The 26,319-nt window shown below is 63.0% G+C and carries 28 protein-coding genes; 14 read left to right on the top strand and 14 right to left on the bottom strand.

The genetic code is table 11. From position 1 onward, the window contains the following. Nucleotides 1–171: 171 nt before the first annotated feature. The 7 genes from AC1DQ3_RS02495 to AC1DQ3_RS02465 all read right to left on the bottom strand — a co-directional run bounded on the left by AC1DQ3_RS02495 (nucleotide 172) and on the right by AC1DQ3_RS02465 (nucleotide 5,497). The gene (locus tag AC1DQ3_RS02495; RefSeq protein WP_477118596.1) at nucleotides 172–798 is read right to left on the bottom strand and encodes a hydrolase; all 627 of its coding nucleotides are present in this window, start codon (nucleotides 796–798) and stop codon (nucleotides 172–174) included. 273 nt (nucleotides 799–1,071) lie between these two features. After that, nucleotides 1,072–1,770: a hydrolase gene (locus tag AC1DQ3_RS02490; RefSeq protein ID WP_477118595.1), complete on the bottom strand. Its 699-nt coding sequence runs from the start codon at nucleotides 1,768–1,770 to the stop codon at nucleotides 1,072–1,074. Nucleotides 1,771–2,013: 243 nt separating this feature from the next. Continuing rightward, a complete protein-coding gene (locus AC1DQ3_RS02485) occupies nucleotides 2,014–2,316 on the bottom strand; it encodes a UBP-type zinc finger domain-containing protein (protein ID WP_477118594.1) in 303 nt (100 codons plus the stop codon). After that, a complete protein-coding gene (locus AC1DQ3_RS02480) occupies nucleotides 2,313–3,965 on the bottom strand; it encodes an FAD-dependent oxidoreductase (protein WP_477118593.1) in 1,653 nt (550 codons plus the stop codon). Before AC1DQ3_RS02480 ends, AC1DQ3_RS02485 begins: the two co-directional genes overlap by 4 nt. Before the next feature lie 78 nt (nucleotides 3,966–4,043). After that, nucleotides 4,044–4,424, bottom strand: a complete 381-nt coding sequence (locus tag AC1DQ3_RS02475) for an OsmC family protein (RefSeq protein ID WP_477118592.1) — start codon at nucleotides 4,422–4,424, stop codon at nucleotides 4,044–4,046. 351 nt (nucleotides 4,425–4,775) lie between these two features. Further along, nucleotides 4,776–5,132, bottom strand: a complete 357-nt coding sequence (locus AC1DQ3_RS02470) for a hypothetical protein (RefSeq protein WP_477118591.1) — start codon at nucleotides 5,130–5,132, stop codon at nucleotides 4,776–4,778. A 215-nt stretch (nucleotides 5,133–5,347) separates the two neighbouring features. Further along, on the bottom strand, nucleotides 5,348–5,497 hold the full coding sequence (locus tag AC1DQ3_RS02465) for a hypothetical protein (protein ID WP_477118590.1): 150 nt from the start codon (nucleotides 5,495–5,497) through the stop codon (nucleotides 5,348–5,350). Nucleotides 5,498–5,914: 417 nt separating this feature from the next. Between AC1DQ3_RS02465 and AC1DQ3_RS02460 the strand changes: the two genes are divergently transcribed. The 8 genes from AC1DQ3_RS02460 to AC1DQ3_RS02425 all read left to right on the top strand — a co-directional run bounded on the left by AC1DQ3_RS02460 (nucleotide 5,915) and on the right by AC1DQ3_RS02425 (nucleotide 12,661). Next, nucleotides 5,915–6,061, top strand: a complete 147-nt coding sequence (locus tag AC1DQ3_RS02460; RefSeq protein ID WP_477118589.1) for a hypothetical protein — start codon at nucleotides 5,915–5,917, stop codon at nucleotides 6,059–6,061. Between the two features lie 411 nt (nucleotides 6,062–6,472). Then, nucleotides 6,473–7,678, top strand: coding sequence for a hypothetical protein (locus AC1DQ3_RS02455; protein WP_477118588.1), 1,206 nt, complete (start codon nucleotides 6,473–6,475; stop codon nucleotides 7,676–7,678). Beyond that, nucleotides 7,675–8,754, top strand: a complete 1,080-nt coding sequence (locus tag AC1DQ3_RS02450; RefSeq protein ID WP_477118587.1) for a hypothetical protein — start codon at nucleotides 7,675–7,677, stop codon at nucleotides 8,752–8,754. Before AC1DQ3_RS02455 ends, AC1DQ3_RS02450 begins: the two co-directional genes overlap by 4 nt. A gap of 21 nt (nucleotides 8,755–8,775) precedes the next feature. Beyond that, nucleotides 8,776–9,417 carry a hypothetical protein gene (locus AC1DQ3_RS02445; protein WP_477118586.1) on the top strand — a complete coding sequence of 214 codons (642 nt, stop codon included), beginning with the start codon at nucleotides 8,776–8,778 and terminating at the stop codon, nucleotides 9,415–9,417. Between the two features lie 112 nt (nucleotides 9,418–9,529). Beyond that, nucleotides 9,530–10,558: a hypothetical protein gene (locus AC1DQ3_RS02440; protein ID WP_477118585.1), complete on the top strand. Its 1,029-nt coding sequence runs from the start codon at nucleotides 9,530–9,532 to the stop codon at nucleotides 10,556–10,558. A 19-nt stretch (nucleotides 10,559–10,577) separates the two neighbouring features. Next, entirely contained in the window at nucleotides 10,578–11,945 is a 1,368-nt protein-coding gene (locus AC1DQ3_RS02435; RefSeq protein WP_477118584.1) for an SPFH domain-containing protein, read from the top strand. 15 nt (nucleotides 11,946–11,960) lie between these two features. Beyond that, nucleotides 11,961–12,320 carry a DUF4339 domain-containing protein gene (locus AC1DQ3_RS02430; RefSeq protein ID WP_477118583.1) on the top strand — a complete coding sequence of 120 codons (360 nt, stop codon included), beginning with the start codon at nucleotides 11,961–11,963 and terminating at the stop codon, nucleotides 12,318–12,320. Beyond that, entirely contained in the window at nucleotides 12,317–12,661 is a 345-nt protein-coding gene (locus AC1DQ3_RS02425; RefSeq protein WP_477118582.1) for a hypothetical protein, read from the top strand. The genes AC1DQ3_RS02430 and AC1DQ3_RS02425 overlap by 4 nt, the downstream gene beginning before the upstream one ends. 478 nt (nucleotides 12,662–13,139) lie before the next feature. Here the strand turns inward: AC1DQ3_RS02425 and AC1DQ3_RS02420 are convergent, their stop codons facing one another. Then, a complete protein-coding gene (locus AC1DQ3_RS02420) occupies nucleotides 13,140–14,786 on the bottom strand; it encodes a DUF342 domain-containing protein (RefSeq protein ID WP_477118581.1) in 1,647 nt (548 codons plus the stop codon). A 286-nt stretch (nucleotides 14,787–15,072) separates the two neighbouring features. Between AC1DQ3_RS02420 and AC1DQ3_RS02415 the strand changes: the two genes are divergently transcribed. Together AC1DQ3_RS02415 and AC1DQ3_RS02410 are read left to right on the top strand one after the other, a co-directional pair. After that, nucleotides 15,073–16,026: a bestrophin family protein gene (locus AC1DQ3_RS02415; protein WP_477118580.1), complete on the top strand. Its 954-nt coding sequence runs from the start codon at nucleotides 15,073–15,075 to the stop codon at nucleotides 16,024–16,026. A 181-nt stretch (nucleotides 16,027–16,207) separates the two neighbouring features. Continuing rightward, the gene (locus AC1DQ3_RS02410; RefSeq protein ID WP_477118579.1) at nucleotides 16,208–17,095 is read left to right on the top strand and encodes a class I SAM-dependent methyltransferase; all 888 of its coding nucleotides are present in this window, start codon (nucleotides 16,208–16,210) and stop codon (nucleotides 17,093–17,095) included. A gap of 68 nt (nucleotides 17,096–17,163) precedes the next feature. Here AC1DQ3_RS02410 and AC1DQ3_RS02405 read toward each other — a convergent pair whose 3' ends face one another. Both AC1DQ3_RS02405 and AC1DQ3_RS02400 read right to left on the bottom strand, forming a co-directional pair. Then, a complete protein-coding gene (locus AC1DQ3_RS02405; protein WP_477118578.1) occupies nucleotides 17,164–17,730 on the bottom strand; it encodes a DUF1415 domain-containing protein in 567 nt (188 codons plus the stop codon). Between the two features lie 50 nt (nucleotides 17,731–17,780). Then, nucleotides 17,781–18,146: a hypothetical protein gene (locus AC1DQ3_RS02400; RefSeq protein WP_477118577.1), complete on the bottom strand. Its 366-nt coding sequence runs from the start codon at nucleotides 18,144–18,146 to the stop codon at nucleotides 17,781–17,783. A 151-nt stretch (nucleotides 18,147–18,297) separates the two neighbouring features. Here AC1DQ3_RS02400 and AC1DQ3_RS02395 point away from each other — a divergent pair, with 151 nt between their 5' ends. Further along, nucleotides 18,298–19,572, top strand: coding sequence for a TIGR03862 family flavoprotein (locus tag AC1DQ3_RS02395; protein WP_477118576.1), 1,275 nt, complete (start codon nucleotides 18,298–18,300; stop codon nucleotides 19,570–19,572). Between the two features lie 15 nt (nucleotides 19,573–19,587). Here the strand turns inward: AC1DQ3_RS02395 and AC1DQ3_RS02390 are convergent, their stop codons facing one another. Next, nucleotides 19,588–21,210 (bottom strand): NAD(P)/FAD-dependent oxidoreductase, encoded by a 1,623-nt coding sequence (locus tag AC1DQ3_RS02390; protein WP_477118575.1) that lies wholly within the window; start codon nucleotides 21,208–21,210, stop codon nucleotides 19,588–19,590. 209 nt (nucleotides 21,211–21,419) lie between these two features. Here AC1DQ3_RS02390 and AC1DQ3_RS02385 point away from each other — a divergent pair, with 209 nt between their 5' ends. Then, complete coding sequence (locus tag AC1DQ3_RS02385) at nucleotides 21,420–21,725, top strand: single-stranded DNA-binding protein (protein ID WP_477118574.1); 306 nt, start codon at nucleotides 21,420–21,422, stop codon at nucleotides 21,723–21,725. 34 nt (nucleotides 21,726–21,759) lie between these two features. Here the strand turns inward: AC1DQ3_RS02385 and AC1DQ3_RS02380 are convergent, their stop codons facing one another. Together AC1DQ3_RS02380 and AC1DQ3_RS02375 are read right to left on the bottom strand one after the other, a co-directional pair. Beyond that, on the bottom strand, nucleotides 21,760–22,743 hold the full coding sequence (locus AC1DQ3_RS02380) for a threo-3-hydroxy-L-aspartate ammonia-lyase (protein WP_477118573.1): 984 nt from the start codon (nucleotides 22,741–22,743) through the stop codon (nucleotides 21,760–21,762). A 22-nt stretch (nucleotides 22,744–22,765) separates the two neighbouring features. Further along, complete coding sequence (locus AC1DQ3_RS02375) at nucleotides 22,766–23,128, bottom strand: hypothetical protein (RefSeq protein ID WP_477118572.1); 363 nt, start codon at nucleotides 23,126–23,128, stop codon at nucleotides 22,766–22,768. Between the two features lie 174 nt (nucleotides 23,129–23,302). On the opposite strand from AC1DQ3_RS02375, the gene AC1DQ3_RS02370 reads away from it, so the two are divergent. Together AC1DQ3_RS02370 and AC1DQ3_RS02365 are read left to right on the top strand one after the other, a co-directional pair. After that, complete coding sequence (locus tag AC1DQ3_RS02370) at nucleotides 23,303–24,769, top strand: aminotransferase-like domain-containing protein (protein WP_477118571.1); 1,467 nt, start codon at nucleotides 23,303–23,305, stop codon at nucleotides 24,767–24,769. A gap of 188 nt (nucleotides 24,770–24,957) precedes the next feature. Continuing rightward, nucleotides 24,958–25,290: a hypothetical protein gene (locus AC1DQ3_RS02365; RefSeq protein ID WP_477118570.1), complete on the top strand. Its 333-nt coding sequence runs from the start codon at nucleotides 24,958–24,960 to the stop codon at nucleotides 25,288–25,290. Nucleotides 25,291–25,314: 24 nt separating this feature from the next. On the opposite strand, the gene lpxO is transcribed toward AC1DQ3_RS02365, so the two are convergent. Then, nucleotides 25,315–26,217, bottom strand: a complete 903-nt coding sequence (lpxO, locus tag AC1DQ3_RS02360) for a lipid A hydroxylase LpxO (RefSeq protein WP_477118569.1) — start codon at nucleotides 26,215–26,217, stop codon at nucleotides 25,315–25,317. Nucleotides 26,218–26,319 lie beyond the last annotated feature (102 nt).

The raw sequence follows: 26,319 nt of genomic DNA, 5'->3' as shown, positions 1-26,319 counted from the left end.
CCCGCCGGCGAGCAGCCAATATCGATCGTCGACTGCCAGGTGGCTGGGTAGGTCACCTCAAGGGCCTGGTGCAACGACCGCTAGGGTCGGTCGGAGACGGTCGCCGTTTCGCGAAAAACCGATCAATAACCTGGCTGCTCACAGAGCGTCAAGCGCCTGCATTGAGGACGTTCATGTCGGTTTAATCATGTCACGCGCATATGCGAGGCCCGTGCCATACCCGCCACCATGCTCGACCACGATCGAGCGAGCCTGCTCATAGGTGTCATGACGGGTCCAATCTCTTTGGAATTCGAGAAGGAGTTGGAGCCAGGAAGTCATGACTGCGCCAGCGGAAGCCATCCGTCGCAACGCAAGATCATGGCTTGTTGGTGTCAGCCCACCGCAAGCATCGGCCACGACGTATACTTGATATCCTTCGGCCAGCGCTGAAAGAACCGGGAAGCTCACGCAGGCTTCTGTCAGCATGCCCGCAATGACCAGCGTACGCTTTCCGGTAGCCGTAATCGCGCCGCGCACTGCATCGTCTTCCCAAAGGTTCATGTTGCGGCGTTCAATCGGCGTGACGTTTTGCAGCACGTCTCTAAAAGCCGGCATCAATGGGCCGCTGTACACCTTCGAGGCTGAAGTGGAGACCACAACCGGCAAGTCAAAGGCGACCGCCGTCTTCGCGACCGCAAGGCCATTACTGCGCAGAATCTGGGGGTCTTGAGAACCCGCAGCGAACGCAAGGCCTGCCTGTTCATCAACGAGGATCAAGGCACAATCGGCGGGGTCGAGCAACGGTAGTTTGGACATGGGAGTTCTCTTGTTCATTTGAGACCGCGATCATGTTTCATGCCGCGGTCTGCGATCAATCCGCCCACCGCTAGCGTGCCAGCGAGGATGCCGAGAGAAGATGACGTATGGGCATGCTTCAAGAATCCGCTCGCAAACGCGAATGCGGCGAACTCCCACTTGCTGGCAATCTTCCTTACGCTCTTCATCGTCAGTCGGGATTGAAGTGGGCAGTTGGCCCGGTCTCTGAAATGACTGGACGTCCCTTGGAACGTCCAGCCCGCGAATGCAGTATTAGCGCTCGATCACCTGTGCATGGACCGGCGCCAGCGACTCGTGCTTCGTGGCGGTGCGCTGCTCGGTCTTGTGGACCATCGTGTAGGCGTAGTCCACGCCCATGCCGTAAGCACCCGAGTGTTCCTTGGCCACCTTCATTACCGCGTCGTACGTGTCGCGGTTCTTCCAGTCGCGCTGCCATTCAAGCAGCACCTGCTGCCAGGTCACCGGCACCACGCCGGCCTGCACCATGCGCTGCATCGCGTAGTCGTGTGCTTCCTTGGTGGTGCCGCCCGAGGCGTCGGCCACCATGTAGATCTCGTAGTTGCCTTCGAGCATCGCGCACAGCGCGAACGTGGTGTTGCAGACCTCGGTCCACAGGCCGGCGACGATTACCTTCTTGCGGCCATTGGCGGCCAGCGCGTCGCGCACCTTCTGGTCGTCCCAAGAGTTCATCGACGTGCGCTCGAGCGTCTGCTTGCCCGGGAACACGTCGAGCAGTTCGGGGTAGGTATAGCCCGAGAACGAGTCAGATTCGACCGTGGTGATGGTGGTCGGGATGTCGAAGATCTTGGCCGCCTTGGCCAGGCCGACCACGTTGTTCTTCATGGTCTGGCGGTCCATCGACTGCACGCCGAAGGCCATCTGGGGCTGATGGTCGATGAAGATAATCTGGCTGTTGTGCGGGGTCAGGACTTCGAGCTTGGCGTTGGACATGGGGTTCTCTCTATTCGAAGTGATTCAATTGGGTTGATGATGTTTGGCGGCGTCAATTTGTCATTACGATGCCATGGACGTAACTATAGCGGCGATAGTTTTGCTCAAAGTGATCGATTCGCGGACATATTATTCAAATATTTTGAATATATAAATTCGCCAAACGGACACTCCGGAGTACGGTGCGGGATACGACTGCGCCTGCTAGACCCTACGGTTCATACAAGCCCGATTAGCGCTCCGTCAAACGAACCGTGGGATGGGTCCGCGCTGCGGCGTCGGGTCCGGGAGCACGATCACTTGCCGATCGATGTAGCACCACCCCCATCCCTCGGGGGGGTCATATCCCTCAATGATTGGATGCCCGGTCTTCTCGAAATGCGCGCGGGCATGCTTGAGGGGAGAGTTATCACAGCAGCCAACGTGACCGCAGCTTCGGCACAGCCGAAGATGCACCCACGGGCTGCCCACCTTGAGGCACTCTTCGCAACCCAGAGCGCTTGGCACGACATCACGGATCGTATCCGTATGGTCACAGGTCTTCATACCTCCTCCTTTGCCAGTCTGCTGAGGTAACTGTGGATTTGGGAGATGGCAGCGGCGCCATCGCCGACTGCAGCGGCAACGCGCTTGGTCGAGCCAGCGCGGACGTCGCCGATTGCATAGACGCCAGGCATGCTGGTCTCGAGCGATGAGTCCGATGCGCCAGTGAGAATGAAGCCCTTGTCATCCGTCGCAATCGAGTCGTTGAGCCAGCGGGTATTTGGCGTCGCGCCGATGAACAGGAACAGGTGGCAGATCTCATAGTGTGTCGAGGTGCCGCTGGCGCGATCACGAACAGTGGCGCTGGCAAGCCTGTCGCCACTGGGGGCGAGTCCGGTCAGATCCGTACCGACATGAATCTCCACGTTGGACAGTGCCGAGATGCGGTCGATGAGGTAGCGGGACATCGTCGCCGACAGGTCTCGCCTGACGAACACGTGAAGTCGCTTCACGTGTGGCGCGAGAAACACGATCGCTTGGCCCGCCGAGTTACCGCCGCCGACAAGAGCGATTTCCTTGCCAGCACACAAGCGGGCTTCGATTGGGGACGCCCAATAGGAAACTCCGGAGCCCTCGAAATGCGCGAGGCCGGCAATGTCGGGTTGTCGGTAGGCGGCGCCTGAGGCAATCACGACAGTACGCGCTGCCACTGTCGAGTCGTCGGAAAGCTTGAGTGTCAGCCGATCCTCGTTGCGATCGAGCCGCCCCACGCTCACAGGGATGGCCACCTCAGCACCGAATTTGAGGGCTTGGTTGAATGCGCGGCCAGCGAGCGCCTGTCCTGAGATGCCGGTAGGAAAGCCAAGATAATTTTCGATTCGCGCCGACGCGCCGGCCTGGCCGCCCATGGCACGCTCGTCCAGAACGACCACCGAGAGGCCTTCCGAAGCGCCATAGACCGCTGCGGCCAACCCGGCCGGTCCCGCGCCGACGATGGCGACGTCGTAGGTCTTCTGCTGCTCGATCTTGGGGATGATGCCGAGACAGGCCGCCAGCTCCCGCTCATCGGGCCGCTTCAGCACGCTGCCGCTAGGGCAGACCACCAGCGGCAGGTCGCTGGGGAGAAGCGCCATCCGCTCAATAAAGCTGCGGCCCCCATCATCGACTTTGGGATCCGTGACGTGGTTGGGATAGCCGCTGCGGGTCAGGAAGCCTTGGAGGCGCAGAAGATGCGCATCGTCTGGCGCACCAATGAGGATCGTGCCCGAGCCGCCGTGTTCGATCAGTCTGACACGGCGCAAGATCAGCGCGCGCATGACGATCTCACCGACCTCCGCCGATCCGATCATCAGAGCTCGCAAATACGGCGGATCGAACGGAAGCAGGGTAGCGCCGTCTCGACCGGCTCGCGCCGAGGCGAGCGACGCACGGCCGTCAATCTGGCTGACTTCTCCCGTGAACTGCCCTGCGCGATGGGTGGTGATTGGCGTTTTCTCGTCAAGGCCATCCCGGCGCAGAACGTCGATCGAGCCATCCAGCACGAGCCAGACGGGCACATTCCTTTCCCCCGTGGCGAAGACAATCTCACCCGCCGCAAAATACCGCGGCGGACCGCTTGCGAACCGGCGCGCCGCGTCAACCTGGATCGGTGTCAGGACGGGGAATATCTGGTGCCTGCGCTCTCCGACACCGTCTGCGTGCTGCTGGATCATATGAGCGCTCTCCTCTCGAGAACGGCGTCCGGTGATTCATTGCCAAGAGGCGTCAGCTTCGTGTGAACCAGATCAGCCTCACGCGAGGCGAGTTTCGATCGGCAACCCGGATCTCAACGTTTTCGTTACGGGCGTGCGCTCGGCAATTTCCGCCAGACGTGCTTTCTGGCTGTCCTCCAGGCCCTTGATCACAAGCGTCCGCTCAATGCGCCGCTCGTCCGTCCCGACTAGCCGAAGGGAGACATCGAGCGACTCAAGGGCCCAACCTTTGCGTTCGGCATACATTTTGAGCGTGATGGCGGTGCACGCTCCCAGGCTTGCAAGCAATAAATCGTAAGGGGCCGGTCCAGCTCCTTTCCCGCCGAGAGCGTGGGGTTCATCGGCCGTGATTGCGTGGCCGGATACGACGATGTTCGTGCGATAGGGCGTCGATCCAATCTGTGCGGTGCCGTGTGTCATGGTTCCTGTCTCCACTGCACGATGTGGGATGTTGGATGAACTGGTTTTGCTGGAGTATCTTCGCAAAGCGTCTGATATACCAATCATCCTTTGGTATGGTCGATCGGCTCGGCGGCATCTCGGGATACTCAAAGTCATTAGGTACACAGAGACGGCGCAGCACAAGCGGCAAGTCAATCCATGCGCGCGGGCAAGGCTTCGGCCAGCGCATCCACCGCCAGCCGCACCTTGCGTGACAGGTGTGGTGTCCAGCGGCGTCAACCCAGGCACTGAAAATCAGCGTTTGGCCGCATGAATGAGGTGACAACTAGCTTGACGCGCGCCGGGCGGGCACCGTCCCCCATACCTGCCTCACTTGGCTCGTGAAATTGCGTAGGGCGTAACCAGCTCAAAGCAATCAAAAAGCGCTGCAGACTTTTTCGTCTTGGGATCATAGGTATGAACCTCGATGCATTTGTACGCGCTTTCGCCCCTTTGAAGGAAGAACGTTTCGGTGGATATCCCATTTGGAGACGAGTCGTTCGTAACCGCGGCAATACCGAAACCGCGTCCGACAAGTTCAAATAGCGACAGCTGAACGCGCTGCCATTGGCTTTCGGGCGCTGCTTCAACTGCCTGAGCGGACAGCGCGGCTGTAGCGAGGAAAAGGGAAGCGATACCGAGGGCTTTCATTGTGGTCGCGGTTGATTCCATCGGGGATACGGTCATGGCGCCTTCCGTCGTGACGAGAGCGGCGCCGCCTCAGTCGCCATCATATCCACGGGGAACGGCAACCTCAACACTGGGGGCACTCCGCTATTGTCCTGCCTCAAACCCGACTCAAAAATACGGAAGCGTGCAGTATGCCTGCTCGCGGAAGCTGGCGGGAGCCACCATGGACCCAGATAAGCAAGAGAAAGCTCGCTGGGTAGCGCGCTTCCTGCCTACTTCTTGTGGTGGACCACCCGGTCCCACCAATAGTGAAGCGGATGCGCGTGTTCAGGGTAGAGCGGCGACCTGTGAAAGAACTCAGCCCTGACGGCGAAAATGTACAGGGCAACAATCACGGCCGCGAGGATGAATGCGGCAAGCATGGTCACCTCCTGACAGAATGACGACCTACCTTGCATTTTAGGTCGCCGCCAATAGGTACCACAAGTCGAGTAGCCCCGAGCCGATTGCGCCAACGCCGTAGACAGGTATGCCAACCGCCGCCCTCCCCTTCGGGATTGACGGCGCCTTGCCAACTCCAGGCAATAGTGGCAAAGAAGGCACTCCGACAGGGGTAGCGACGAGCTAGCGACCGCTTTATGCAAAACGCCCACGCAGTGGGAATCGGACGGGTCTTTTGCTTCAACACCTCCGGTTTATTACGCCTTCGCGTTTGACCTACGGCTCGGTGATGGTGTTAGGTGCAGGTGCTCCGCGGGCGCCGATTCCCGGCATCTCGTCACCGCTGAACTTCCGCGGTCGCCTGAATACCCGCGTGGAGGTCGCGGCGACTGGGCTTGATGCCGGCCGAGGACGCGCAAGCGAACCGGTTTGCCGTCGACAACGGCCTGCGCATTCTCTCCGCCTACGATGTTGCCGAAGAACGAATATGGATCATCACCGAAGCCGACCGGCGCGTGACGACGCTGCTGCCGCAGGAATACTAGACGATGGTCTCGCACTCTTTCCGATGCGCTCTCCCCTCTGTCAATAGCCATCGCTCGGATCCGATGCTTGCCCGCTACATCCGCCCATTTGCGAGACGCAAAATCCCAAGCCTACTATGACTGCTCGCTGACCACGTAGGGTGGGCAGTCAAAGAGGTTTCCTGGCATTTCCGCTGAGCCGACTTCGTCGATCAGGCTCCGGGCCCTCCCTGTGCGCCGACGCCCTATACGCGCCAGATAGAGGTAGTACTACCCTCCTTGATGGGGGTGCGTGAACAGTGCTAAATAACCGATAAAGCGCTCTGCACTTCGATGCGCCAATAGCCAATGTCGCGCCCCACGGACTATCCACTCGATCATCGACAGCAACTCATTACACCCTCGCTTCAAACGAATCAGGAAAGAAAGACTTTGCTAGCCAAAAATATTCGAGTTGGGATCAACAGGGCAAGAACCCTTGTGCTGTCGTTACTCGTCGCGACAGTCGCGACAGTTGCGGTACCCATTGATAACACGTGGGCATCCGCGAGCGATGCGCCGTTGGTCTATTCTGGATTTGCCTTCTCCGGTGATTTCCAAAATCGGAACCGGCTTTATCCGTACACAGCACAAATCTCCCAGGAAAGGGATGGAAGGTTCCTTGACAAGCTACTTTGGGACAGACTCTTGGCACACCCGGCGTTGGCTGCCAAGATGAAGACTGATCTCTCCGATGGAAAGCTAGACCTCACGTCGGTGGCGTTTGCTCTGGTACAAGAGGGCGTGGAAACGCAAAAGATAGACGGAAAATTTTGGATCATTGTCACTTTGCAGGCCAACGTGCTGGCCTTTAATCGCGCATCGAGTTCGCTCGTGGCGTCATATCCCCTACGCATTCGCGTCACGCATGTTCGTGAATCGTTACCCAGTGAGGTAGAGATCAAGGCGATGGTGCGTGATGTGTACGCCACGAATAATCCCAGCGAGAACATCTTTGATCAATGGCTGAATCGTCTTGAAAAGATCAAGCTGCGAGAAGGTGCGCGTAAGTATCTGCGCGTGACGGGTGTCACAGCGACTCCAGAGGCCCAGCGCGTCATCGTCGATGCGGGCAAGAATGTGACCTCGATCCAAAATCAGGTCGCCAATTTCCTGGAAGCCGCAGTAGCCGAGCAAGCGGGCATTCCCATCGTGCCCAACTCGGTGGGTGAGGCCATTGGCAACAAGATGGCTTACCGCTTCTCAAACGGCAGCGACCTGCAGCTGACGCTACCAGAGCCCGATTTCGCGCTGTCCTTCGTGATTCGCGACCTTGTGTCAAAGAAGCTGGAAAAGCCGGCGTACTTCCAGGACATCTATCGCGTCAAAGGTACCGTGAGTCTGACGCAGCCGGATCTTGGCCAGGTGTTCCTCGATGAAGGCGTGTTCGACACCACGATCATTACGCGCCCCCGTCAAGCCGAGGTCCAACTGACGGACTGGGATCAGTACTTCAAAACGCTGCAATCTCTGATCTTCATGGTAAGCAAGCAGATGGCCGCCGTTGACGACGGATGGCTCAAAGAAAACGCCTCGCGCGCCATGGATGCCAAGCCCGCATTCCAGAACGCAAACCAACTCTTTCAAAAGCTTCTATGACAACGTTTGTAAAAAAGCTTCTCGCTGGCACGATTTTGATGGCCGCCGCTGCATCGGCGCTGGCTCAGCGCGTGGAAGTGAAGGGTGTGGGGACGTATCAGTACGAAGGCGGCTTCTTTTCCTCGTCCAAGCCGACCGATGAGGAGACCGCCAAAGCCGTTGCCGTGGCAAAGCTTAGTGCCTGGAAGAACTACGTCGCCACGCTGAATCAGGCGCGCCAGCAGGCCCTTGGCCAGCATGAGAAAGAGGCGCTCGACAATCTGGACAAGTTTATTATCGACTTCGTGGTCATTGATGCCGTCAAGGACAGCTCCACCAAGACCGTGAAGGTTGCGGCGCGCGTAGCGTTCAATGACCAGGCGGTCAGCCAGTTTGTGTCCGGTGTCACGGTCGGCAATGGCCAGCAAGCGGCGCGTAGCCAGGACTCACTGTTCTCCTTCTTGTTCATGGCGCGCAAGGCGACGTCGATCCGGCAGTTTGATACGCGCAGGACGGCCGTGCGACAGCATGAGTCGGCGACAACCACCGCCGCGGACGGCGCGGTGTCGTCCACGCAAACCGCTTCGGTTGGCGGCAACGCACTCAAGAAAGAAGACGAAGTTGCGTATGGTGTGTCCAGCTCGCAAGACCTGGATTCCGCTATGGGCGAAGTGCTGTCGTCGTCGGGAATCGAGTACGTCGGCTATGAGGACATCGTCTCCAACTGCAGCGCTGTACCGGTCAAGACTTTTCAGAGCGAGTTCGTCAATGCTGACGAACTCTCGCCGCAGACGCGTGCGAGCGTGATCAGTGCTGCACGCAATTGCGATGTCCGCTATTTCGCCTACGGCACCATCGATACGGAGATCGCCACCGTTGACCCGGTGACCGGAAACCAGAAGGTTTTTGTCTCCGTGCGCTCGCAGCTTTGGGATATCCGCCAGCGGCTGCCCAGGAAAATCGGCTCCGTCGGGCCGAAACAATATGCGGGCCTCGGCCCCAACCAGAGTGTTGCAGGCCGTAACGCCCTGAGCGCGGCGGCCCGTGATCTAGCAAAGACCCTGGTCGATCAGCTGAATGCCAAGGGCATTCGATAACCTCAAGAAGAAAGAACTCCAATGAAATCTCTCAAGCTTACCGTTTCCGCTTTCGCGATTGCCCTGGCACTGGGTGGTGCCTCCGCACACGCCTTTGAACTGCCCAAGATGCCGTCGCTAGGCGGCGGCAGTAGCGGCGGTGCGTCTTCCGCCAATGCCGCTGAAGTTATGAAGAACACCCGCAATTCGCTCTACGCATTTGCCCTGGCGGAAGCCGGCTTGGCAGGTGCCCTGGGCGGCTATAACGAGTTGGCCGGGCAACAGGAGCTGCTGAAGAACCTGAAGGCCGGCGATGCGGCGGCGAAGAAGGACGATTTCGAGACGCTCGTGACGATTCACGAGTCCGCCAGCAAGGCGATTGAAGCGAAGGTCGCGGCCAACGAGAAGCTGGATGCCAACCAGAAGTCGCTGGCCGGAAAGTCGATGGTTGAGTATGTCAAGGGCCTCGTTTCCAGCAAGAAGACGGTGAGCTCGCTGCAGGATCTGGCCAAGAACCCTGCATCGCTGGGCCTGGAAGCCGGCACCGTGCTGTATGCCGCCAAGCAAGTGCCGGCCGTGGTGGTGGGTGGAGCTTCGAGCACGTCCAACCTGGTCAAGTACCTTGCAGCCAACGGCGTGGATACGTCCGAGGCCAAGAATGTCGCAGGCGACTTGGGCAAGTAATTCGCTTTCGGCTGCCCGGTGATGACATGACCGTCTTGTCGTCACCGGGCACACCGGCTAGTGCCGTATCTCTAGCGTTTCAATTTCCGTCCCAACGAGCATGTCTTTTTCCATGGATCACGTCACAGAAGCCCCAGCAGTAAAAAAGAAGGGAACCATCAACAAGTGTCCGAGCTGCGGCGCCGCGCTGGCCGCCTTTGTGAGTTCCTGTGAGTCGTGTGGGCACGAATTTACCGATGTCGAAGCCAACCGTTCCATTACCGCGCTGGTGAGCCGGTTCGACGACATCGAGCAAGACGCCGATGAGAAAGGGCTAAAAGGCAAGAACCGGCAGCAGGTCATCCTCGAAAAACGTGCCCGTCTGATTCGGGACTTCCCGATCCCGAATTCGCGGGAGGATCTTCAGCAACTCATCTACTTCATCCAGCCCAAGATCGCGGACAGCGTCAAGCCAGACCCCAATGTGGAGGACTGGCGCGCAAAGTTTACCGAGGTGCTCAACCGAGCAAAACACGCCTACAAGCATGAGGCAAGTACTCTGGCAGAGTTCGAGCGCATCGAGCAAAGCCTGAACACCTCGCTGACGAGCAAGCTGCAGATCCGCGCCAAGCGCAATCCATTATTTGTGACCTTGCTGGGCGGCATTGTCGTGCTGGGACTGATCGGTATTGTCAGTTCCCAGATGGCGCAGTCCAAGCTGCGCAAATGCGAGGACCGGTATGTGCAAGGTGCGGACGTGGAGAAGGAGCGTCTGGAAAAGATCCTCGCATCGGTGCAGGACGAACATAAGGGCAAAAAGTATGCTGAGGCGCTAGCGTCGACGGCCCAGTTGCAGTGGAACTACGAAGAATCCTGCAAGACCGACGACAGTCAAAAGGCCCGGCACCAATGGGATGAAAAACGCGAGCAGATGACCGCCATGATTCAGCGGAGTGCAGATGCCGACACTGCCGAGAAAAAGGCTCAAGCCGAGCGGCAGAGTGCCGAGAAGGCCGCCGAACAGGATCGCTTGCTAGCTGAAAAACAAGCAGAGGTACGCAAGGAAGCAGAACTCGCGCGTATTCAGGCCGAGAAGGAACGCGCCAAGGCGGTCCAGGCGGCTACGACGGCGCGCACGGCGGCCACCGAGAAGCAATGGTAAGCGCGGGGAGGGTAGAATAATGGGGCTATTTGGCCGGAAGAGTGAAGGCGGCGTACTGGATGTCATTCGCTGCGATGAAGAAGCCTATCTGATTTGGAAGTGGCGCCCGAGCGGCGAGGCCGGGAGCACACACAAGGAGAACTCCATCCGCTGGGGCAGCAGCCTGCGCGTGAAGGATGGCGAGGTGGCTGTCTTCGTATATAAGCAGCCGGATGGAGTGTTCCAGGATTTTATTGAAGGGCCGTTCGACGACACCATTAAGACGGCAAACTTTCCTGTGATCTCAAAGATCATCGGCCTGGCGTACGCGGGGCAGTCTCCCTTTCAGGCCGAGGTATATTTTATTAACCTCTCCGGCAATATCAGGCTGCCTTTCGGTGTGCCCTATTTTGATGTCTTCGACACTCGTTTCCAGGACTTTCCGGTACGCGTGGGAACGCGCGGCTCGCTGATCTTCAACATCACCGACTACCGGGCGTTCATCAAGCTGCACCGGCTGATCAACTTTGACATCGAAAAATTTCGCGTACTGGTGCGCGACGCGGTAGTCAAGTACGTCAAGGGCATCATCGCCAATGCTCCGGCCGACAACGGCATCCCGGTCCTTCAAATCGAGAGAAAACTGCTCGAGATCAATGACCTGATCACGCCGCGTATCGACAAGGCCTTTCGCGAAGACTTTGGCGTGAACCTGCTGCGCCTGGACCTGGATACGATCGAGGTTGACAAGGACACCGAGGAGTATCGCCAACTGCGCAGCGTTACGGCCGATCTGGAGATCGCGATGCGCCAAAAGCAGAACGCGATCAATATCCGGAACCTGGAAGCTACGCAGGCGCTCAATGAAGAAAACATGAGCGAGACGCTGCGTATCCAGCGCGAGGAAACCGCGCGATTCCAACGACTGCAGACCGAGTCGCAGCACCTTGCCGCGCACCAGATCAACCAGCAGACCAGTGTGCTACGGACCGCCGCGGACAACCTCGGCAGCATGAGTTCGATGAATCCGAGTGGTGGTGGTGGCGCTGGCGGATTCAACCCGGTTGGGATGATGACTGGATTGGCCGTAGGCGGCGCGATGGGCGGCCAGATGGCCAATATGATGAACATCGCGGGACAGAATATTCAGCAGCCCGCGATGTCGCCACCCCCGCTGCCGCAGGTCCAGTATAACGTCAGTGTGCATGGTCAAAGCACCGGTCCGTTCAATCTTCAGCAACTACAGGGCATGATGCAGGCCGGGCAATTGACGCGCGATACATACGTCTGGAAGCCCGGGATGGTGAACTGGGATCACGCTGCCAACATGACCGATCTGGCGCCAGTGTTTGCCGCGGCATTTCCACCGCCGCCACCGCCGCCGCCCCCGCCACAACCCGCGCAATGAACGAGGCGACCTGTCATGAACGATGAAAATTTCTATTCGATCAACAAACTGGTCGAGTTTGGCCTGGGGCTGGCCGTGGCGCAGCAGATGGTAGGCGCAATGAACCATGCGCTGCGTAACACATATATTCCCGGACCGCAAAGCGCTCCACCAGGAATGCACGCAAATGTTTACTACGTGATCCTCGACGGCAAGCAGGCGGGGCCGTTCAGTGATCAGGAGATGGCGCGGCTGATTACGGAAGGAAGGATTCGGAAGGACTCTTACGTTTGGCGGCCAGGCCTCCCCAAATGGGAGGCCGTCGAGAATGTAGCCGATGTACTACGGTTGGTTGCGCTGGCGCCCCCGCCTTTTCGCTCGGAGGAGAAGTCGTGAGAGTTCACCCCGTCAATCTACTGATTGCTACTGTCATTGGCGCTCTGCTGACGTACGGTATCACCAGTATCGACGCAAATGCCATGAAGGGAACTACTGCCATTGGCGGCTTTATCTTTCTTGCCGCCACGCTCGGCACGGCGATTGGCGTCACATTTGAGAATGGCCGCGCGGGTGTCAATCTGCGTGTGTTGTCAATTGTGTTCTTTGTGGCGGCGTTTTCGCTGAACATGGTGTTTGCGATGTTTTCGCTCTCGCAAACGAGCTATATCATTGTCAGTGGCATTTGTTTTCTCTTGTTTGTGCTGATTGCCAACGCCGTCTACAGTTCGAGGCAATAATTGGCGAAGGAGCCTCTCCCCCGAACGCGTATGACGAGGAGGGATCCAACAACTGCTGCCCCGCCGTATTGCTGCGCACGTAGCCTCTGGCTAACACTTCCCCGTGCCGGGTGTGTAAGGGACCTGCACCCTCAAGTGAGTGCGCCCTGCCGGGCGCACCCCAAAAAAAAAGCGCCGCACACGAAAGCATGCAGCGCTACCGAAGGAGGGCCGACGGATTAGGCCTTCCTGCGAAATACCCCCCGGATAGAGAGCGGTACATGACTACTGTAGCGAGTCGCCGTGCGCTGGACTTCCGGCAATTTCCGAAAGTACAACGAGAAATTTCTGCAAATTGAAGGGCGAGACTGGCGCGTTTCCTGGCGCCGGTCGTCAAGCACCCGAATGGCGAACAAAAAAAGCTGCCGGTGGCTAGCCGGCAGCTTTTGGTTTGCCGCCCCGCACGGCGACCTGAGCGCGCCATCGGGCACCACGAAATTCAAACCAGAGCGATGCGATCCTCCACCAGCCGGATCTGGCCGCCCGGCTTGTCCTCCATGATCTTCATCGACTTCTGCCCGATATGCAGGCTGACTCCGCCATGGATGCGCCGGCTCACCTCGATAACGGCCTCGGGAGACGGCCGCAGCTTTTCAGCCAGCTTGGCCAGCCTGGCATTGAGCTCGATCGAGTCACGGGTGAGCTTGAACAGCGTGGCGCGCGCCTTCTCGCGCAGGTCGCCAACAGCCTTCTCGGGATGCTTGGCGAAGAAGCTGACCAGTTGCTGCACCTTGCCCTGCTCGGTTTCCAGTTGTTGGCGCCGGGCCTCGGCCTCGGCCTTCTCCGCCTCGGCATAGGGATTGGTGCCGACCTGCACGATGGTGACGGCGCCGGCGGCGGCGCCAAGGACGGCGGTACGCACGGCAAGCTGGGCCCGGCAGCGCCCGCCGGTGATATTGCCCTGGCCGCCCTTGGGGCTGCCCGCGACGATGCTGTGCCCGGCCGCGACATCACTTTGGTGGATGCCGCTTTCCACCTTGACCTCGGTGCCGGCCTCCACCACCGCACTCTCGATAAAACGGGCATGCAGCGAGCCCTTGCAACGCACCCGCGCCTCCGCGGTGGCGCTTTCGCTGCCCTGGTACGTGCCCTCGGCCTTGCCGATGATGCCGCCCTTCACCACCACATTGCCGCCCGCCTCGACATGGGCGGCCTCGATGGTGCCGGTGACGATCACGTCGCCGGTCACGCGCACGGTCATGCCGGTCTTGATATCGCCGTTGACGCGCAGCGTGCCGTCGAGGTCGACGTTGCCGGAGTGCATGTCCACCGCCTCGACATCGACCACCGGGCTCACGCTGGCGCCCTGCGCCGACAGGGCCGGCGAGCCTGAGATTGCCGCCAGCAGCACTTCCGGATCCGACGGATCGGGGGCTACACCGGTCAGGCCGTCCGCGAAGGGCGGATCCGCGGCTGGCACGGCCGCCATGACCTTGCCGAAGACATCGACGCCGTCGGTGCCCTGGCGGGCCGGGATACGCCGCATCAGCGGCGTGCCGGGATTGACCAGCAACAGGCTACCCAAGTCGCGCAGGTCGATGCGGCCGCTCTCGTCCTCGGCCACCAGCGGTTTGCGCGGCGCCAGCAGGCTTTCGAAGCGTGCCGGCGTGCCGGGCTGCGGGGCGCGTCCCGCGGCAATCTCCAGCCCGTCGCAAAGGCCCGCCTCGAGCGCGCCCCGCAGGGCTTCCCGGTCGGGCTCCGCGGCGATGCCGCGCTCCGCCAGCGCGGTGCGGATATCGTCCCGCGTGACCGCGCGGCCGCCTTGCGGCGGCAGCAGGTTCAGCCGCACGCTCAGATTGTCGCTGCTGACGCTGAGTTCGAAGTAGCCGTCCGTCAGTTCGCCGATCCAGGCCTCGATCGGCGTGCCTTCGGTAGCCCGCTGGCATTGCGCGAGAAAGGTGTCGATCGCGGCGCTGTCCAGCCTGGCCTCGGCCCAGCCGCCGCCGGCGAGTGCCTCTTGCAGGACCGTGCGATCCGGCGGCAGCCAGCCCGGCGTGACGGCGAATGCCGCGCGCAGCTGGCGCGTGCTTTCGTCCAGGCTGACCTGCACGCCTGTGGCTACTGTGTCTTGTCCCCGTTTTTCCATTCTGCTTTTCCCCTGATGGATCGTGTCCGCGCGGCGCGCCTGGATTGGCGCGGCCATCTTGTGCTGGAGCCTGCCGGGCAGGTCCTTGGGCCGGGTTGTCCTTTGCGCGCCGAAGGATCCATGCCCTTTTCGGCGAACACAATACCATCGGCCGTTTTGCGGAAAACTTGAGCCGGAGCATGGCGCCAGCGCTGACGAACCAGCCCCCGGCCCACTGCCAGCGGCCGAAAAATGTACACTTCTGCCCATCGACGAAACACCGTGCGGCAATGCAAAAGGATCAGAGATGATTGTGCGAGACCGCCCATCGGGACTGAGACTGTTCCTGGCCTTGCGAGGCTCGATCCTGCCCCGCATCTGGCGCGTGCTGCTGGTGAACTTCCTGGTGGCCGTTGGCGTCACGCTCAGCCACGGTGCGTTCTTCCAGCACAAGGTCACGCTCACTGCCATTCCTTTCACCCTGATCGGCTTGCCGCTGGCCATCTTCCTGGGCTTTCGCAATACCGCCGCCTACGACCGCTTCTGGGAAGGGCGCAAACTGTGGGGCGACCTAGTGGTACGCAGCCAGAACCTGGCCCGGCAATGCCTCGGCCTGATCGCCGACGCCACGCCGGATCAGGCTGGCCCAGCCCCGGCCGGGCTGGAAGATGTACGGGTCCGCATGATTTCCCGTGCCATCGCTTATGCGTACGCGCTGCGCAACCGCCTGCGCGGCACCAGCGCGGACGCCGGACTGGCACCCTCCTGGCTGCGCCCCCCCGAGCTGGCGGAACTGCGACGCAGCACCAACGCGCCGGCCGCGCTGATGATGCGCATGGGCGAGGATCTGGGCCTGTGCGTGCGGCAGGGCCGCCTGGATCCTTGCCTGGCCGCCGGCATCGACGGCACCTTGTCGGGCATGGCGGCCGACGCGGTGGCCTGCGATCGCATCCGCACCACGCCCATCCCTTTCTCGTACACGCTGCTGCTGCATCGCACGGCGTATCTGTACTGTTTCCTGCTGCCGTTCGGGCTGGTCGATACCATCGGCTTCGTCACGCCCATCGTGGTGGCCATCGTGGCCTACACTTTCTTCGGCCTCGATGCACTGGGCGACGAACTGGAAGAGCCGTTCGGCACCAGCCCCAACAATCTGGCGCTGGACGCGCTGTGCCGCACCATCGAGATCGGCATGAAGGAAGCGCTGGGCGAAACGGTGCTGCCGCCGCCTCTCGTTCCGGTGGATTACAGCCTGCTGTAACGTGCCAATGGCGTGCAGTTGGCGTGGCATTGCCCGCCACGCCGGAAATACGCCGATTACGCCACTCACCCCAGCCGGGCGCGACTTTCGGTAAACTGCCGCTGTACCGGCGCAGCGTCGTCCGGCTTTGGCGCACGCCGCACCGCGTCTCACCGATTTTCCCAGGTTCGAAACATCCCAGATGGCCCAGAAGTCCCCGGCGTCCAAGACGCCCGCCGCACCGGCGCCCAGTCCCCACGAAATCCGTCCCGGCCAGTCGATCGAGCTGCTCAAGGCGCTACATATCCTGACGCGCGAAGGCAAGATGAACCAGGACAGCCGCCGCAAGCTCAAGCAGGTCTACCACCTGTTCCAGTTCATCGAGCCGCTGCTGCAGGATCTCAAGCAGGATCACCCCGACGTGACGCTGGTCGACCACGGCGCCGGCAAGTCCTACCTGGGCTTTATCCTGTATGACCTGTTCTTCAAGGAACAACTCGACCAGTCGCACATCTACGGCATCGAGACGCGTGAGGAACTGGTAAGCAGTTCGCAAGAACTCGCCAGCCGGCTGGGCTTCAAGGGCATGTCGTTCCTGAACCTGTCGGTGGCGGATTCGATCACCTCGCCGCAGCTGCCGTCCACCATCGATATCGTCACCGCCCTGCACGCCTGCAACACGGCCACGGACGACGCGATCCGCTTCGCGCTGGAAAAGCGCGCCAGGTACATCGTGGTGGTGCCCTGCTGCCAGGCCGAAGTGGCCGGCGTGCTGCGCAGGAACAAGGGCAAGCTGCTGGCGGGCAATCCGCTCACCGAGATCTGGCGCCATCCGCTGCACACGCGCGAATTCGGCAGCCAGGTCACCAATGTGCTGCGCTGCCTGCAACTGGAGGCGCACGGCTACCAGGTCAGCGTGACCGAACTGGTGGGCTGGGAGCACTCGATGAAGAACGAACTGATCATTGCGCAGTACAAGGACCTGCCGCGCCGCCGTCCGGCCGAGCGGCTGCATGAAGTGCTGCGCACGCTGGGGCTGGAAGAGATGGAGGAGCGCTTTTACACGCAGGAGCCGGCCGCTGCCGGCTGACGCTGCCTTGCGCCATGGCCTCGGCGCTGCCGTGGCGGATCAACGCGCCGCTTCGACGGCGCGTTTTTTTATTGTTCGCCGCCCTCGGCCATCAGCTTGCGCCAACCGTCGTGGCCAATCCGGCGCATGGTCGCCTCGTTGCGTTCGTAGATTTCCGCCGCATCGGGATATGCCTCCACGGCGCGCGCAATGCTGTCCTCGCGCAACAGGTGCAGGATCGGGTAAGGCGCCCGGTTGGTATAGTTCTCGATATCGTCCGGCTCGCTGCCTGCGAACACATAGTCCGGATGGAAGCTGGCGATCTGCAGCATGCCCGCCAGGCGCATGCTCTTGAGCAAACGCTCGGCGAAGTAGAGGAAATCGTTGTAATCGAGGAAATCCGCCAGCGCGTGCGGCACGATCAGCAAGGTGGTGTCGATCTCGGCGGGATCGGCGTCGGCGAGCGTGCGCATCTCGGCTTCGAGATCGGCCAGCACGCCCTCCGTGCCGGTGGCCTCGCACACCGCGTAGCGGATCTGCCGCTTCACGTGCACTGCCTTGGCGAAGGGACACAGGTTGAGGCCGATCACCGCGCGCTCCAGCCATTGCTGGGTGGCGTGCATGACGGACTGGGCGGATGGCGAAGCGGAAGACATGGCGATGGCGGACTGCGCTAAACGGCTATTCTAGCGCCCGCAGCTGCCGCCTAGCGGTGCGGCCCATGGATCTGCCGCGCCAGTGCCTCGGCCTGGCGCATGGCCCCGTCGCGCTCGGCTGCGCTCAGCTTGCCGCAGACGTACTCCAGGTTGACGGTATCAAGGTCGGTGACATGGCGATCGCCGGACAGCACGATGACCTTGCGCCACATGCAGGCCTTGACGCGGTCGCGCTCCAGCCCGAGGCAGCCGGACTGCAGGCAGTAGGACAGGTTGCGCTGGGCCAGGAAATCGCCCTTCATCGCCTTATCCTGCAGCCCTTGCGCGGTCTCCTGCGCAAGCGCCGGGTGCACGCCGGCCACAAGGCCCAGCAAGACCAGCATGAAGGCCCGCGCGGCGGGCAGAGGCGGTGACAAGAAGGACGGCGTGGGCATGGGAAACGCAGGAGCGCGGCAGCGCGCAGGAAAGCGGCGATATTAGCAGTTGCCCCGCCCTATATAATCCGATCCGCCGCACCCTGCCTTGCACCGCATTCCGCGACTGGCCGCTTTCCCCCGGATTCAACCCATGCCCGCACCCATCGCCTCCCTCCCAACCGCCAGCGTCGCCGTAATCGGCGGCGGACCCGCGGGCCTGATGGCGGCCGAGGTGCTGGCGGGGCGCGGGCACCGCGTGGACCTGTACGACGCCATGCCATCGGTCGGACGGAAGTTCCTGATGGCTGGGCGCGGCGGCATGAACCTGACGCACTCGGAAGCCCCCCAGCCTTTCCTGGCGCGCTACGGCAGCCGCAGCGCGCAGATCGCGCCGTTGCTGGCGGGCTTCGATCCGCAAGCGCTGCGCGACTGGGTGCATGGCCTGGGCATCGAGACCTTCGTCGGCAGTTCGGGCCGGGTCTTTCCCACCGACATGAAAGCCGCGCCGATGCTGCGCGCGTGGCTGCACCGCCTGCGCGAAGCCGGCGTGCAGTTCCATATGCGGCATCGCTGGCTGGGCTGGGAGGCCGCTGCGGGCGCATCACCCGGCACGCTGCGCTTCGCCACGCCGGAGGGCGAGCGCCTGGTGCAGGCCGGCGCGGTGGTGCTGGCACTGGGTGGCGCAAGCTGGGCGCGGCTGGGCTCGGACGGTGCCTGGGTGCCGTTGCTGGCCGCGCGCGGCGTCGGAGTCGCGCCGCTGCGCCCGGCCAACTGCGGTTTCGACGTGGCCTGGAGCGAACACTTCCACACGCGCTTTGCCGGCCAGCCGGTGAAAGCCGTGGCCATCGCGCTGCACGACCGCGACGGCGTCGCGCACTATCGCCAGGGTGAATTCGTCGTCACCGGGCACGGCATCGAGGGCAGCCTGGTCTATGCGCTGAGCGCGCCGATGCGCGACCTGCTGGCAGCCACGGGCGAAGCCATGATCCACCTCGACCTGGCGCCGGGCCTGAGTGCCGCGCGGGTAGCCGACGCGGTGCAGCGCCCGCGCGGCGCGCGCTCGCTATCGAGCCATCTGCAAAGCAGGCTGGGCATCACCGGCGTGAAAGCCGGGCTGCTGCGCGAATGCCTGTCCAAGGAAGAATTTGCCGCTCCCGCGCGACTGGCGGCGGCGCTCAAGGCGCTGCCCTTGCGCCTGCTGCGTGCGCGCCCGATCGACGAAGTGATCAGCAGCGCTGGCGGAATCGAGTTCGAGGCGCTGGATGCGCAACTGATGCTGCGCACCGTGCCGGGCGTGTTCTGCGCCGGCGAGATGCTGGACTGGGAAGCACCCACCGGCGGCTACCTGCTGACCGCGTGCTTTGCCAGCGGGCGCGCCGCCGGCCTGGGCGCGGCGTCCTATCTGGAAGCCGCCGCCGCGGACTGAGGCCACTCAGCCCACTCAGGCCACCTTGCCGTTGACGATGCTCAATGCCACCGCCTCGGCCACCTCGATGCCGTCGATGGCCGCCGAGTAGATGCCGCCCGCATAGCCGGCGCCTTCGCCAGCCGGGTACAGCCCTTCCACGTTCATGCTCTGGTAGTCGTCCTTGCGGCGGATGCGCAGCGGCGACGACGTGCGCGTTTCCACGCCAGTCAGCACGGCATCATGCATGGCGAAGCCGGCGATCTTCTTGTCGAGTTCCGGCAGCGCCTCGCGAATGGCGTCGATGATGTAGTCTGGCAGCGCCGTGGACAGGTCGGTGGGCGTGACGCCCGGCTTGTACGACGGCTCGACTGAACCCATCGCGGTGGACGGCCGGCGCGCGATGAAATCGCCTACCAGTTGCGCCGGCGCGTTGTAGTTGCGCCCGCCAAGCTCGAACGCGCGCTCTTCCCAGTGACGCTGGAAGGCGATGCCGGCCAGCGGGCCGCCGGGGAAATCTTCCGGCGTGATGCCCACCACGATGCCGGCATTGGCATTGCGCTCGGCGCGGACGTACTGGCTCATGCCGTTGGTGACCACGCGGCCCGGCTCCGAGGCCGCGGCCACCACCGTGCCGCCGGGGCACATGCAGAAACTGTAGACCGCGCGGCCGTTGCTGGCGTGGTGCACCACCTTGTAGTCGGCGGCGCCCAGCAGCTTGTTGCCGGCGAACTTGCCGAAGCGGCTGCTGTTGATCATGCCCTGCGGATGCTCGATGCGGAAACCCAGCGAGAACGGCTTGGCCTCCATGAATACGCCGCGTTCGTGCAGCATCTCGAAGGTGTCGCGCGCGCTGTGGCCCACCGCCAGGATGACGTGGTCCGCCTGCAGGTATTCGCCGTTGGACAGCTTGAGGCCGCGCATCTTGCCGTGCTCGATGTCGATGTCCTCGACACGGGTCTCGAAGCGGATCTCGCCGCCGAGCGAGAAAATCTCGGCGCGCATCTTCTCCACCATGCTGACCAGGCGGAAAGTGCCGATGTGCGGACGCGCGAGATAGAGGATGTCTTCCGGCGCGCCGGCCTTGACGAACTCGTCGAGCACCTTGCGGCCATAGTGCCTCGGGTCCTTGATCTGGCTGTAGAGCTTGCCGTCGGAGAAGGTGCCGGCACCGCCCTCGCCAAACTGCACGTTCGACTCGGGATTGAGCACGCTCTTGCGCCACAGGCCGAAGGTGTCCTTGGTGCGCTCGCGCACTTCCTTGCCGCGCTCCAGGATGATGGGCTTGAAGCCCATCTGCGCCAGGATCAGCCCCGCCAGCAAACCGCACGGGCCCAGGCCGATCACCACCGGGCGCAAGGTCGTGCCCGGCGCCGGGGCCTGCGCGACGAAGCGGTAGGCCATGTCCGGCGTCACGCTCCAGTTCGGCTTGCCGGCCATGCGCTTGATCGCCGCCGCTTCGTCCTTGACCTCGATATCGATGATGTAGGTGAGCTTGATATCGGAGCGCTTGCGGGCATCGTGCGCGCGGCGGTACACGGTGAACGCGACCAGGCCATCGGCCTTGACGCCGAGTTCGGCGAGGCGCGCCAGGACGGCGGCCTCCAGGTCGCTCTCGGCATGATCGAGCGGGAGTTTGACTTCACTTAGACGTAGCATGGGAACCTGGAATTCTGCGGCCGGTAGGTCGGCCCTGGAAGGGGCGCTGACTGCACTCTGGTTGAGCGTCGGGCTGGCCGGACCGCAATTTTATCGTTTTTAGGGCCAGGGCCCGCATTCTCTGCCACGAGGTTCTGAAATTGTGAGATCTTCCGCACCCCGGCAATGCATAACCGTGCCCAAGCAGACAACCCAAGGAAGGAACAAAGATGATTGACGCACTAGTCAGTGGCCGGCTCCATGGCCACGCCAGCGAGCGTACCGGCCAGGGCGGCAGCCAGTACGTCACCGCCAGGCTCAAGGCTGCGATCAATGACGGCGATACCGTCATCGTCAACGTGATCGCCTTTGCCGACAAGGTGCGGGCGGCGCTGCTGGCGCTGGAGGATGGCGAATCGGTGGCGCTGTCGGGCAGCCTCACGCCCAAGGTCTGGACCGACAAGAACGGCGACACCCGGCCCGCGCTGGACCTGGTGGCGCATGCCATGCTGAGCGCCCACGACCGCCAGGACTGAAACATCCAGGCGGCGCGCCAGCGCTTCAGGCCGTTCAGGCTTGCATCGGCGGCGCCTCCTGCACCAGGGCGGCGAAGCGGGCCAGATCCACATTGCCGCCCGACACCAGCACGCCCACGCGCTTGCCGCTGACGGCAACCCGCCTGGCGAACACCGCGGCGGCCGCCAGGCAGCCGGTCGGCTCGACAATCATCTTCATGCGGCTGGCGAAGAAGGCCATCGCTTCGACCAGTTCCGCGTCGCTGACCGTGACCACGTCGTCCACCAGGCTGCGCAGCACCGGAAAGGTGAGCTGCCCGAGATGCTGCGTCTGGGCGCCGTCGGCCAGCGTGGCAGGCGTGTCGATATGGACGATCTTGCCGGTGCGCAGGCTGCGCTGGCCGTCGTTGCCGGCCTCAGGCTCCACGCCGATCACCAGGCAGTCCGGGTTAAGCGCGCGCGCCGCCACGGCGCAGCCGGACAACAGGCCGCCACCCCCCAGCGGGGTCAGCAGCACATCCAGCGGCCCGGCCTGCTCGAACAGCTCCTTGGCGGCCGTGCCCTGCCCGGCCATCACATGCGGATGATYGTAGGGCGGGATCAGCGTCAGGCCCTGCTCTTCGGCAAGCCGGCGGCCGATGGCCTCGCGATCCTCGGTGTAGCGGTCATACAGCACCACTTCGCCGCCATAGCCGCGCGTAGCGGCGATCTTGATGGCCGGCGCATCCTGCGGCATCACAATGACCGCGCGCACGCCGAACAGGCGCGCCGACAAGGCGATCGCCTGCGCATGGTTGCCCGAGGAAAACGCAATCACGCCGCCCGCGCGCTGCGCCGGCGTGAACTGCGCGATGGCGTTATAGGCGCCGCGAAACTTGAACGCGCCCATGCGCTGGAAGTTCTCGCACTTGAAAAACAGCTGCGCGCCGCTTGCCGCGTCGGCAGTGGTGGACGTCATCACCGGCGTGCGGTGTGCCACGCCCTCCAGGCGGCGGTGGGCCTGGACCACATCGTCATAGGAAATTGCCAGTTCGGCCATTGTATTGCTCTCCGTGAATTCGTTACCGGGCCAAGCCCAGCCAGCGGGCCCACCAGGGCCGCGTCGCCGGCGGCTGCAGGCTCAGCGTGGCGGCTCGCCGCGCCAGCACCTCCACCCAGCCCGCCGGCAGTACCGCCGCGCTGCCGGCGGACAGCCGCCGCGGCCGGCGCCACACTGTACCCGCGAGCCAGCGTGGCGCCTCGGACACGTCCACCTCGCCCTCCAGGACGTAAAGCGTCGTGCCGGCAGAAGCATGGAACCGTAGCACACGGCTGGCTTCGAGGTCGAGCGTATGCGCTGCCTGCGCGCTGCCAGCCAGCATGGCGCGGGTGGGCTGAACGGTCTCGACGGTGGAGATGATCGGGTCTGAACGAAAGCTTTGCATGATGCCGGCTCCCTGGCTTTGACAGGGTTCCAGACTACCGAACCGCACGGGACCAAAACAGGCACACGCCAGTAGCTTGTGAACCGTAACAGATGCATATCAATCCATCTGTTACGATACAGAAGCCACTGATCTGTATCTGTCGCGCCGGCGCCCGCCGCGTCAACATGCCGCATGGAATCCGCCCCGCTTTATCGCCAACTCGCCCAGCACTACCTTCACGCCATCGAATCGGGCGCCTTGAAGCCGGGAGACCGCATCCCCTCGGTGCGTACCCTGATGGAGCTGCATGGCGTTAGCCTGTCCACCGCGCTGCAAGCCTGCCGGCAGATGGAGAGCAATGGCCTGCTCGAAGCCAGGCCGCGCTCGGGCTACTTCGTGCGGCCTGCCCGCCACAAGCCGCTGGCGCCGATCGAGGAGCCCGCCGCCACGCTGCCGGACCCCGCGCAGTACGTCGGCATCCATGAGCGCATTTCCGCCATCACCGCGCGCGGACGCTTGCAACCGGTCGAGGTAAGCTTTGCCGGCGCCTGCGGCGCGCCGGCGCTGTATCCGGCCGAGGCCCTGCGCAATGCCGCGGCGCGCGCGCTGCGGCACCACCCGCAACTGTTCGGCAGCGCCGCCGACGCCGAGGGACACCCCGCCTTTCGTGCCGTGCTGGCGCGGCACGCGCTGCTGTCGCGCATCACCGTGGCGCCCGAAGATATCCTGGTCACCCATGGCTGCACCGAAGCCCTCAACCTTGCCTTGCGCGCGGTAGCGCGCCCGGGCGACGTGATTGCCGTGGAGTCGCCCACCTACTATGGCCTGCTGCAGATCCTCGAAAGCCTGGGCATGCGGGCGCTGGAGATTCCCAGCAGCCCGCAGACCGGCATCTCTCTCGAAGCGCTGGAACTGGCGGCACAGACCTACGACAACATCCGCGCCGTGGTGGTGGTGCCGATCCTGCAGAATCCGTTGGGCAGCATCATGCCGGACGCCAACAAGGCGCAGCTGGTGGCATGGTGCGAGCAGCGCGCCATCGCCCTGATCGAGGACGACTGCTTCTCCGCGCTGGCGGACAGCGACGCGCCGCTGGCGGCGCTCAAGGCCTGGGACCGCAGCGGCGGCGTGATCCATTGCGCCTCCTTGCACAAGATCCTGGCCCCTGGCATGCGGCTGGGCTGGATCGCCGCGGGCAGATGGCAGGCGCGCGTGGAAATGCTCAAGTACAGCCAGTCGCGGCCCAACGAATTGCTGGCGCAGATCGCGGCCGCCGAGTACATGGGGTCCGGCGCCTTCGAGCGTCACCTGCGGCGCCTGCGCGAGCAATTGCGCAGCCAGCGCGCTCGGGTGGCGCAAACGATCGCCGCCGAGTTTCCCGCGGGCACGCGCGCCTCCACCCCGAACGGCGGGCTGCACCTGTGGGTGGAACTGCCGGGATCGGTATCGTCCGAAACCGTATTCGACCGGGCGATGGCGGTCGGCATCCGGGTGGTGCCCGGCGTGATGTTCTCCAACTCCAACCGCTTCGACCATTTCCTGCGGCTCAATTGCGGCACACCGTACTCACCGGCCATCGAGCGCGCGCTGCGCAAGCTGGCGGCGGTGGTGGCACGCGTGGCCGACGAGCCTGGCGCGGACGCCAGACGCAGCCGCTGAGGGCGAGGGCCGGGAGCAGCACACAAGGAGCAGGGACAAGCGCCTGGCGCGCAACATCCTTCGCCCCGCGCCACCATTCGCTCCTCCCACGGCGCCGTTCATCGCAGCCCGCTGGGCGGCAGCGGGCGCTGCCGGCATCCTTGCCAACATTGCCGGAAACGGCAGGCCACGCTCACAAGGAGAACGAGATGCCGCACCCTTCCCTCCCCCCTGCCATCGAGACCGTGGGTTCCGCCTTGCGCCTGTGCAAGGTTCGCCGCGCCGGCCAGGCGCATCGCCCCGGACGCGCGGACGCGCGGGAAACCAAGGCCATCGGCCATGTTGCTGTCCCAACCGTCACTGAGATGTCTCGCACCAGGACCGCAGCCGGCGGCAAGCTCGACGAGCTGCGCACGCTGGCCTCGCACCTGACCGCTGGCTCGCTGCTGCAGGCGGCCACGCTGCAGCTGATTGCCGAGCAGGAAGACTCGCCGCACTGGCACGCGCCCGCCCGCGTTGCCGAGCTTTCCCGCCAGGCCTGAACGGCTCTCGGGCCTGGCAGCTTGTTACAGGTAGATGATCAAGGCCACGCCGGCGGCGATCAGGCCGAACTTCACCACGTAGTATGCCGGCCGGCTCCAGGCCTTGAAGCGGCGGCGATACTGCCCGCCCAGCCAGACAATGCGGAACAGCCGGTTGATCATGCCGGTCTGGTCGGATTCCTCGTTGGGCGAGCTTGCCGCAGTCATGACCTTGCGGCCCAGCCAGCGGTTGATCTTGCCGGCCCAGCCGAAGCGCATCGGACGCTCGATATCGCAGAACAGGATCAGCCGGTTGCTGTCGCTCTTGTTCTCCGCCCAGTGCAGGTAGGTCTCGTCGAACACCACGCCTTCCCCATCGCGCCAGCTATGGCGTTCGCCATCGACCTCGATAAAGCAGCGGTCGTCGTTCGGCGTGGCAAGGCCCAGGTGATAGCGCAGCGAACCCGCGAACGGGTCGCGGTGCGGGTTCAGCTTGCCGCCAGGCGGCAGTTCCGCGAACATGGCCGCCTTCACGCTCGGCAAGCCGCGCAGCAGCTCGACGGTGCGCGGGCACAGCACCTCGGCCGAGGGATGACGGGCTTCGTACCACTTCAGGTAGAAGCGCTTCCAGCCGTACTTGAAGAAGGAGTTGAAACCGGCGTCGTCGTTCTTTTCGGCAGCCTTGATCTTGCGCATGGCGGCCAGGGCCAGGCCCTCGTCGCGAATCTCCGGCCAGGCGGCACGGATTTTCTCGAGTTCGGGAAAACGGTCGACCGGGATGTAGGGCGTGCGCGGCACGCCGGAGAACACATACATGAAGCAGTTGACCGGCGCCACCAGAGCCGAATGATCGAGCAACTGGCGCCAGATGCGCAGCCTCACCTTGCCGCGGAAATGCACGTACAGGATCGCTCCAAGGTACGCCGCGACGATTATCCACTTGATCACCCGAAATCCTCCATATCAGCAACACCGCGCGCAGTTGCATTCGCGGCAACAGGACGGCGTCGGGGGCGAAAACCCGTAGTGTATCGAAATGGCGGACACCCT

This window comes from Cupriavidus sp. 01T418 (genome assembly GCF_056398885.1).
This window is presented reverse-complemented; position numbering and strand designations above follow the sequence as displayed.

Coding starts and splice junctions, on each gene's coding strand:
- AC1DQ3_RS02495 (WP_477118596.1), bottom strand. CDS start 798: ATGTCCAAACTACCGTTGCTCGACCCCGCCGATTGTGCCTTGATCCTC.
- AC1DQ3_RS02490 (WP_477118595.1), bottom strand. CDS start 1,770: ATGTCCAACGCCAAGCTCGAAGTCCTGACCCCGCACAACAGCCAGATT.
- AC1DQ3_RS02485 (WP_477118594.1), bottom strand. CDS start 2,316: ATGAAGACCTGTGACCATACGGATACGATCCGTGATGTCGTGCCAAGC.
- AC1DQ3_RS02480 (WP_477118593.1), bottom strand. CDS start 3,965: ATGATCCAGCAGCACGCAGACGGTGTCGGAGAGCGCAGGCACCAGATA.
- AC1DQ3_RS02475 (WP_477118592.1), bottom strand. CDS start 4,424: ATGACACACGGCACCGCACAGATTGGATCGACGCCCTATCGCACGAAC.
- AC1DQ3_RS02470 (WP_477118591.1), bottom strand. CDS start 5,132: ATGACCGTATCCCCGATGGAATCAACCGCGACCACAATGAAAGCCCTC.
- AC1DQ3_RS02465 (WP_477118590.1), bottom strand. CDS start 5,497: ATGCTTGCCGCATTCATCCTCGCGGCCGTGATTGTTGCCCTGTACATT.
- AC1DQ3_RS02460 (WP_477118589.1), top strand. CDS start 5,915: ATGCCGGCCGAGGACGCGCAAGCGAACCGGTTTGCCGTCGACAACGGC.
- AC1DQ3_RS02450 (WP_477118587.1), top strand. CDS start 7,675: ATGACAACGTTTGTAAAAAAGCTTCTCGCTGGCACGATTTTGATGGCC.
- AC1DQ3_RS02445 (WP_477118586.1), top strand. CDS start 8,776: ATGAAATCTCTCAAGCTTACCGTTTCCGCTTTCGCGATTGCCCTGGCA.
- AC1DQ3_RS02440 (WP_477118585.1), top strand. CDS start 9,530: ATGGATCACGTCACAGAAGCCCCAGCAGTAAAAAAGAAGGGAACCATC.
- AC1DQ3_RS02435 (WP_477118584.1), top strand. CDS start 10,578: ATGGGGCTATTTGGCCGGAAGAGTGAAGGCGGCGTACTGGATGTCATT.
- AC1DQ3_RS02430 (WP_477118583.1), top strand. CDS start 11,961: ATGAACGATGAAAATTTCTATTCGATCAACAAACTGGTCGAGTTTGGC.
- AC1DQ3_RS02420 (WP_477118581.1), bottom strand. CDS start 14,786: ATGGAAAAACGGGGACAAGACACAGTAGCCACAGGCGTGCAGGTCAGC.
- AC1DQ3_RS02415 (WP_477118580.1), top strand. CDS start 15,073: ATGATTGTGCGAGACCGCCCATCGGGACTGAGACTGTTCCTGGCCTTG.
- AC1DQ3_RS02410 (WP_477118579.1), top strand. CDS start 16,208: ATGGCCCAGAAGTCCCCGGCGTCCAAGACGCCCGCCGCACCGGCGCCC.
- AC1DQ3_RS02405 (WP_477118578.1), bottom strand. CDS start 17,730: ATGTCTTCCGCTTCGCCATCCGCCCAGTCCGTCATGCACGCCACCCAG.
- AC1DQ3_RS02395 (WP_477118576.1), top strand. CDS start 18,298: ATGCCCGCACCCATCGCCTCCCTCCCAACCGCCAGCGTCGCCGTAATC.
- AC1DQ3_RS02390 (WP_477118575.1), bottom strand. CDS start 21,210: ATGCTACGTCTAAGTGAAGTCAAACTCCCGCTCGATCATGCCGAGAGC.
- AC1DQ3_RS02385 (WP_477118574.1), top strand. CDS start 21,420: ATGATTGACGCACTAGTCAGTGGCCGGCTCCATGGCCACGCCAGCGAG.
- AC1DQ3_RS02375 (WP_477118572.1), bottom strand. CDS start 23,128: ATGCAAAGCTTTCGTTCAGACCCGATCATCTCCACCGTCGAGACCGTT.
- AC1DQ3_RS02370 (WP_477118571.1), top strand. CDS start 23,303: ATGGAATCCGCCCCGCTTTATCGCCAACTCGCCCAGCACTACCTTCAC.
- AC1DQ3_RS02365 (WP_477118570.1), top strand. CDS start 24,958: ATGCCGCACCCTTCCCTCCCCCCTGCCATCGAGACCGTGGGTTCCGCC.